The sequence below is a fragment of the Halolamina salina genome (genome assembly GCF_042678005.1).
In the GTDB taxonomy this organism is placed as follows: Archaea; Halobacteriota; Halobacteria; order Halobacteriales; family Haloferacaceae; genus Halolamina; species Halolamina salina.
This window is the reverse complement of sequence record NZ_JBHUDH010000049.1, coordinates 37,158-41,226: the sequence shown is the minus strand read 5'-3', so window position 1 is coordinate 41,226 and position 4,069 is coordinate 37,158. Positions and strand designations below refer to the sequence as shown.

The 4,069-nt window shown below is 68.3% G+C and carries 4 protein-coding genes and 1 pseudogene; 3 read left to right on the top strand and 2 right to left on the bottom strand.

The annotated features are described in order from the left end of the window. Window positions 1–191: DUF371 domain-containing protein (locus ACFR9S_RS05875; protein ID WP_379818263.1), on the bottom strand; the 191-nt coding region annotated here is incomplete at its 3' end. 275 nt (window positions 192–466) lie between these two features. Between ACFR9S_RS05875 and ACFR9S_RS05870 the strand changes: the two genes are divergently transcribed. The 3 genes from ACFR9S_RS05870 (at window position 467) to ACFR9S_RS05860 (ending at window position 3,733) form a co-directional block, all read left to right on the top strand. Further along, window positions 467–1,390 carry a coiled-coil protein gene (locus ACFR9S_RS05870; protein WP_379731061.1) on the top strand — a complete coding sequence of 308 codons (924 nt, stop codon included), beginning with the start codon at window positions 467–469 and terminating at the stop codon, window positions 1,388–1,390. 110 nt (window positions 1,391–1,500) lie between these two features. Next, a complete protein-coding gene (gene sppA / locus ACFR9S_RS05865; RefSeq protein ID WP_379818262.1) occupies window positions 1,501–2,511 on the top strand; it encodes a signal peptide peptidase SppA in 1,011 nt (336 codons plus the stop codon). Between the two features lie 82 nt (window positions 2,512–2,593). Next, the gene (locus ACFR9S_RS05860) at window positions 2,594–3,733 is read left to right on the top strand and encodes a DUF373 family protein (protein WP_379731181.1); all 1,140 of its coding nucleotides are present in this window, start codon (window positions 2,594–2,596) and stop codon (window positions 3,731–3,733) included. Here ACFR9S_RS05860 and ACFR9S_RS05855 read toward each other — a convergent pair. Further along, window positions 3,730–4,069: pseudogene (locus tag ACFR9S_RS05855) on the bottom strand (hypothetical protein); the annotation flags it as partial. The gene ACFR9S_RS05860 and the pseudogene ACFR9S_RS05855 overlap by 4 nt on opposite strands.

The window sequence follows — 4,069 nt, the reverse complement described above, 5'->3', positions numbered from 1 at the left end:
AACGCGTCGTCGAAGTCGGCGGGAGTCCCGTCGGCCTCGACGCCGACGATGCAGTCGCCGGCGGGGGTGAGCCAGTCGTCGGTGGTCACCTCGACGGTGCTCCCGTGCTCGCCGGTGACGTTCTCGTGGCCCTGCGCGGTGATCCGTTCGACGTGGGTCGTCCCGCGGTCGGTCGCGTCCGCGTCGTTCATGTGTCGCCGTCGGCGACGCCCCGGGAAGTGTTTGCCGGACCGACCTGTCGGGGGTGTGCGAGTGCGTGACGGGCGGTAGAGGCCGTGTGACGCAATTACACCCGCGAACCACCGAAGAATTTAACTACGCTACTACCATACTCTCAGGTACCAGAACGCCTCCGGCGCTGGTGGCACCGCACGCAGAATGATCGGGAACTCTTATCCACGATTTACTGCGGTCCCACGAGCGTCCGCTGTGTCCGGAGGGCGGATGGTACAGAGGTTCGATTAGCATGGTAACGAAACAGGACGTACTCGAGAAGTACGACATCGAAGCACTGAGTGAAGAAGACAACGTCGACCTCCCCGAGGAGAAGCTGGAGAACGGCTCGAAGGGCGAGCTGATCAAGCTCGCCGGCCAGCTCCGGGATCGACGGAACGACCTGAACCAGATCGCCTCCGAGCGCGCCTCCAAGCGCGACGACCTGAACGCGGAGACCCGCGAGAAGGTCGACGAGGCACAGGAGCACCGCGAGAAGCGCGACGAGCTCAACGAGCAGGTTCAGGAGCACAAGGAGAAGCGAAACGAGCTCAACGCCGACGCGAACGAGCTGTTCGACGAGGTCGAGGAGATGAAGGAGGACCTCGAACTCGACGACGGCAAGGACGCCGAGGAGCTCCGCGAGGAGATCGAGGACCTCGAGTTCAAACAGCAGACCGAAGTGCTCTCCGCCGAGGAGGAGCGCGAACTCATCGAGAAGATCGAGGACAAGCGCGAGCAGCTCGCCGAGCGCGAGGAGAAGGTCGACCAGAGCGACGAGCTCGAGGAGAAGATCGAGAAGGCCGAGGAGGTCCGCTCGGAGGCCAGCCAGCACCACCAGAAGGTCACGGAGCTGGCGGACAAGGCCCAGGAGCACCACAACGAGATGATCGAGGCCTACCGCGAGGCCGACGAGATCCGCGACGAGGCCGACGAGATGCACGAGCTGTTCGTCGAGGCCCAGGAGGCGGCCGACCGCCACCACGAGGACTTCGTGCGCGTCCAGAAGCGCCTGCGCGAACTCGACAAGGAGGAAGAGGAAGAGCGCAAGGACGAGCGCGAGCAGAAGATGGAAGAGGAGAAGGAAGAGGCCGAGGAGATCTACCAGAAGTTCAAGGAAGGCGAGACCCTCGACACCGAGGACCTGATGAAGCTGCAGAAGACCGGCCTGCTGTAACTTTCCGGAGAATCGCTTCCGTTTTTCGACCCCACGACGAGCCGCCAGCGGCGACGCCGTCGCCGTCGTTTCGGCCATCCTTTTTGTAGCACCGCGCCGCAGTAGCGCCCATGACCGACACGAACGACCGACTGGGACGGTTCCTCCTCGTCGCCGGCGGCACGCTGGTCGCGCTGGTGGCGGCGTGGCTGCTGTTCGTCGAGTTCGCGGCGGACCTCGCGGACCTGCTCGGGATCCTGCTCGCGTTCGCCGTCGCGGCCGGCGCCGTCCGCATGTTGTCCGGTATCGCCGGGAGCCAGTTCCCGCCGTACAACGTCGCGGAGGTCGGCGTCGAGGGGCCGATCACCCGCGACGGCGGCGGCAACAACCCCATCCCGACGGGGCCGGTGGGCGCGACCGCCGACGAGATCGCCGACCAGATCGACCGGGCCGACGACGACCCCGCGGTCGACGCGCTGCTGGTCAAGCTCAACACCCCCGGCGGCGAGGTGGTCCCGAGCGAGGACATCCGCAACGCCGTCGAGCGGTTCGACGGTCCGACGATCGCCTACGCGACCGACGTGTGTGCCAGCGGCGGCTACTGGATCGCCTCGGGCTGTGACGAGATCTGGGCGCGCGAGCCGTCGATCGTCGGCTCGATCGGCGTGATCGGCTCCCGGCCGAACGTCGCCGACCTCGCCGACCGGCTGGGAGTCAGCTACGAGCAGTTCACCGCCGGCGAGTACAAGGACGCCGGCACGCCGCTGAAGGAGATCGACGACGACGAACGCGAGTACCTCCAGAGCCTGATCGACGGGCTGTACGACCGCTTCGTCGACCGCGTCGCCGAGGGCCGGGAGCTGAGCGAGGGCGAGATCCGGGACACCGAGGCCCGGATCTACCTGGGCACCGAGGCGGCGGAGATGGGCCTCGTCGACGAGATCGGCACCCGCGAGGACGTGACCGACAGCCTCGAGGAGCAGCTCGGGGAGGAGGTCTCCGTCCAGGAGTTCGAACCGCAGCGCGGCCCGCTCGCCCGCGTCGGCATGGGCGCGCGCTCGGTCGCGTACGCCTTCGGCGCCGGGCTCGCCAGCCGCGTCACCGGCGAGGACGGCGGGCTCGACTTCCGCTTTCGGGCGTGATCGCGGCTACCTCGATCGGGGGTTCGCGTGATCCCGTGGGGTCGACCCGAAGCTTAACGTCGCGGCGCCCGTCCCTCCGGCCGTGAGCACGCTGGTCCTCTGTGTGGACCGCTCGAACGATGTCGGCGCCAAGACGGGCGCGGCGATGCCCGTCGCCGGCTGGGAGGCGGTGCGCTCGCTCGTGACCGACGTGGGGCTCGCCGACCCCGAGGACGCGAGCGTCAACTGCCTGCTCGAAGCCCTCCGTGTCACGCGCGAGTTGACCGACGGCGGCGACGACGCCACCGTCGCGGTGGTCTCCGGCGGCGCCGACTCGCGAGTGAATGCCGACCGCGCGATCGCCCGACAGATCGACGAGCTGATCGAGCGCTACGCCCCCGACTCCGCGATCGTCGTCGTCGACAGCGCCGAGGACGAGCGCGTGGTCCCGATCGTCGAGTCCCGCGTGGGCGTCGACAGCGTCGACCGCGTCGTCGTCCGGCAGGCCCGCGACATCGAGTCGACGTACTACCTGCTCAAACAGTTCCTCGGCGACGAGGAGATGCGCGAGACGGTGCTCGTGCCGCTCGGCGTCGCCCTGCTCGTCCTGCCCGCGCTCGCGATCCAGTTCTCGCCACAGATCGCGATGGCCGGGCTGGCGTCGCTGCTCGGCGCGGTGCTGCTGTACAAGGGGCTCGCGATCGACGACCGGCTGGAGAACACGCCCGAACAGGTGCGCGAGGCGCTGTACTCCGGGCAGGTGTCCGTCGTCACCTACGCCGTCGGGGCCGGGCTGGCGCTTGTCGGCGCGTTCCTCGGCGGGCTCTCGGCGACGGAGGCCAGCTCCGAGCCGGTCCTGATCCAGTTCGTGCTGTTCGTCTACGACGCGGTGCCGTGGCTGGCGCTGGCGGCGCTGACCGCCTCCGCCGGCCGGCTGGTCGACGAACGTATCCGGGACGACGGGCTCTCCTCGCCGGTGTTGAACCTCCCCTTCGGCGTCGTCGCGGTCGGGCTGGTGATCCGCGGCTTCGCGGGCTACTTCCTCGAACAGCAGACGGACGTTCCCAACCTGACGCTGTCGCTGTGGGTCACCGAGATCACGTTCGAGCCGGGCCAGCGCTTGGTCGGATTCATCGTCGCCGGCATCGTCGTTTCGTTGATCGGTGTGCGGGTGGCGTCCCACGTCACCGACGAGGTCGAGGAGGAGAGCGTCGCCGAGGAGTCGGAACTCGAACAGTCTTAGAACTGGCCGGCGCTGCCGGAGGCGCTCGACCCATCCTGCTGCGGGCGGATCACGTCCGCCAGCGCGACCACGCCGCCGAGCAGCCAGCCCAGCGGGACGGCGATCCCGAACCACATCGCGACGTATGCCGGCCCCTCGAGGGCGAACCGGCTCCGGATCATCTCGTTCAGCCCGCCCACGGTGAGCACGTTGTCGAGGATCCAGATCGCGAGGTTGGTGCTGCCGGTGAGCACGCCGGCCAGCGCCTGCTCGTTGAGCGCGGCCGCGACCGGCGGGATGAACTGGTTGATCGCCATCAGCGGCAGGCGGACTAACTGGGAGACCAGCACGCCGACG